A 2,773-nucleotide genomic window follows, 5' to 3' on the forward strand; every position below is an offset into this window, starting at 1 on the left:
TATAAGAGACAGGACGCGGGGAGCCCTACGGCTCCTTCGTGTGGCTTCCCGCGCCCATAAACGCCCAAGGAGGGCAACCCATGACCACGGCAACCGCCCCGACCGCCGGCATTCCGGTGGGGCCTGGCCTGTCGATGTTCGACCCGATCTTCCTCGGCATCGACGAGTTCGGCCACCCCGTCTACATCACCCTCGCCTACCGCAACCTCCTCGCCGGCGGTGAACCCGGTGGAGGCAAGTCCGGCCTGCTCAACGCCATCGCCGCTCACGCGGCGCTGTCGGCGGACTCCCGGCTTGTGCTGCTGGATGGCAAGCTCGTCGAACTCGGCCAGTGGGAAGACTGCGCCGACGCCTTCATCGGCCCCGACATCACCGCCGCTCTCGACGTCCTGCGACGTCTTCAGCAGGTGATGAACAACCGGTACGCATGGCTTCGCGCCCACGGGCGCCGCAAGGTCACCGCCCTCGACGGCCTTTCCGTCATCACCGTCCTGGTCGACGAGATCGCCTTCTACTCCGCCACCATCGGCGGCAAGCAGGAACAGGAAGAGTTCGTCGCCCTCCTGCGAGACCTGGTCGCCCGGGGCCGGGCCGCCGGCATTCCCGTCGTCGCCGCCACCCAGCGGCCGTCCTTCGACATCATCCCCACCAGCCTGCGGGACCTGTTCGGCTACCGCGCCGCGTTCCGCTGCACCACCCCGAACAGTTCGAACATCGTCCTCGGCCACGGCTGGGCCGAGCAGGGCTATAGCGCCACCGACATCGCCCCGACCAACCAGGGCGCGGCCTACCTCATCGCCGAGGGCGGCGTCCCCCGCCGCATCAAGGTCGCCTACCTGTCCGACGCCCAGATCGCCGGCATTGCCGACTACGCGGCCTGGATCCGGCGTCCCAGCGGCATCACTACCCCGACCGGCTCTCCTTCTGATTGGGGGATCGCGGCATGACCACCCGAGAGCGCACCGTCATCCGCATCAACAACCAGCGGGCCGCCCAGTACACCGAACTCTGGGTCATCGGCACCCCCGAAGACCTGGCCCTGATGTTCGAGGCCGCCAACCGCACCGGGCGACTCGTCTTCGTCTCCGCGCCCACCCCGATGGGCGGCGACGACACCCGCTTCCGCCGCTACGTGCGGCTGCGCAACCAGTAGCAGTCGACAGGACCGGACCACGCCTGGCAGCAACGCCGGTCCTGCCGACCTCCACCAACAGCCCTCGAAAGGACGTGGCTGCCATGCAGGCTACCCAAATCCCACCCATCACCGGAACGGTCACTCCCGCTGACCTGCTCCGGATGGCTGCCCTCTATCTGCGCCGGCATGGCTGGCACCAGGGCACCTACTACGCCCCCACCACTGACACGGTCACCCCGCCGGCCTGCGCCGCCGGAGCCATTGGCGTCGCCTGCGCCGGCCACCGGGTCGAGCACTTCTCTCAGCTCGACGGGGACGCCCTCGCCGACTACCTCACGACCCTGGCTGTGTTCGTCGACTACCTCGACACCCACGAGCCGATCTTCCACATCGACGAGGACGGCTACCTCGTCGACGAGCACACCTCCGCGTACTCGTGGAACGACGACCCCGGCCGCACCGCCGAGCAGGTCATCACCGCTCTTGAGAACGCCGCCGACGAATGGGACTCCCTCCACACCACCGGGGGTGAGAACCGGTGAGCACTGTCAAGAAGACGTTGACGCCTCACCTTCCCCGGCAGAAGCGCCGGGAGGTTGTCGAGAACGACGAATTCGCCGCCTTCGCTCGGCGCATCATCCGCGCCCACGGCCGCCGCGTCGCCACCGGCGACGTTGAAGCCTTCCGCGACCTTGTCGCCCTGTCTGCCGACCTCGACCGGGCCATCGGCGACGCCGTCGTCGGCCTCCGACAGTTCGGCTACTCCTGGGCCGAGATCGGTTCCCGTCTCGGCATCACCCGTCAGGCCGCCCAGCAGCGCTGGGGAGACCGGCCATGACCCTCGCCTACAGCCCGGCTGACACCGCCGAGGAGTTCCCGACCTACCGCTACCGGCTTGCCCCCGAAGGGCTAGCCACCCGCCGGCAACTGCGCGCCGCCGGCCTTCGACCCGGCGGACACGACCCGGTCGCCCAGATCCTTTGGCGTCGCGGCAAGAGGGTCGCCTACCTCTACCGCCTCGACCTCGCCGCACCCAAACGTGTCGCCACGCCCGCCCAGCGGACCGCCATCGACAAGGCGCTACGCGCCCGCCGCACCTGCGCCGTGTGCGGCCTGGTGCAGCCCTACTACATCCCCCGCCGCTACGGCTGCTGCCTCGACTGCCACGGAGGCCACTAATGCCTGCTGACTCGACCTTCACCGAACAGTTCGCCACCGAGTACGCCCGCAACGCGGTACCCACCATGCTCAAGGCGATCGGCTCGATCAAACGCTACAACCGGTTCGTCCTGCTCGGCGCGCTGCTGACCAGCTACCTACACCAAGCCCACTACCTGTGGACCCAGAACGCCGGCTACTTCGCCTACCTCGTACCGCTGATCTTCGACGCCGCCATGGTGTCCATGCTCACCATCGTCCGCACCCCCGGCATCGCCAAGGATGCCAAACGCGGAGCCATGGTCGTCTTCGCCGGTGCCGCCCTGCTATCGGCCACCATCAACTTCGCCTCACCCGGCAGCCTCGCTCTCCGCGCGGTCTTCGCCCTGGTCGTCGTCCTCGTCATCGGCGTCGAACTCGTCGCCGGACGCATCCGACCCGACTTCGCCGCCATCGAAGCCGAAGCCGCCGCCCTGCTCA

Annotated in this window: 6 protein-coding genes; all 6 read left to right on the forward strand. The window is 68.5% G+C overall.

Translation table 11 applies throughout. The annotated features are described in order from the left end of the window. The first annotated feature begins 80 nt into the window (after positions 1-80). On the forward strand, positions 81-947 hold the full coding sequence (locus E1193_RS30905) for an FtsK/SpoIIIE domain-containing protein (protein ID WP_132186658.1): 867 nt from the start codon (positions 81-83) through the stop codon (positions 945-947). Further along, complete coding sequence (locus E1193_RS30910; protein ID WP_132186659.1) at positions 944-1,153, forward strand: hypothetical protein; 210 nt, start codon at positions 944-946, stop codon at positions 1,151-1,153. Before E1193_RS30905 ends, E1193_RS30910 begins: the two co-directional genes overlap by 4 nt. Positions 1,154-1,236: 83 nt before the next feature. Beyond that, the gene (locus tag E1193_RS30915; RefSeq protein WP_132186660.1) at positions 1,237-1,677 is read left to right on the forward strand and encodes a hypothetical protein; all 441 of its coding nucleotides are present in this window, start codon (positions 1,237-1,239) and stop codon (positions 1,675-1,677) included. Then, complete coding sequence (locus E1193_RS30920) at positions 1,674-1,973, forward strand: hypothetical protein (protein WP_132186661.1); 300 nt, start codon at positions 1,674-1,676, stop codon at positions 1,971-1,973. The genes E1193_RS30915 and E1193_RS30920 overlap by 4 nt, the downstream gene beginning before the upstream one ends. Next, positions 1,970-2,314, forward strand: a complete 345-nt coding sequence (locus E1193_RS30925) for an RRQRL motif-containing zinc-binding protein (protein ID WP_132186662.1) — start codon at positions 1,970-1,972, stop codon at positions 2,312-2,314. The genes E1193_RS30920 and E1193_RS30925 overlap by 4 nt, the downstream gene beginning before the upstream one ends. After that, on the forward strand, positions 2,314-2,773 hold a 460-nt coding region (locus E1193_RS30930; RefSeq protein WP_132186663.1), incomplete at its 3' end, for a DUF2637 domain-containing protein. The genes E1193_RS30925 and E1193_RS30930, both read left to right, overlap by 1 nt.

Origin of the sequence: Micromonospora sp. KC606, assembly GCF_004348675.1 — a bacterium.
Classification (GTDB): domain Bacteria; phylum Actinomycetota; class Actinomycetes; order Mycobacteriales; family Micromonosporaceae; genus Micromonospora.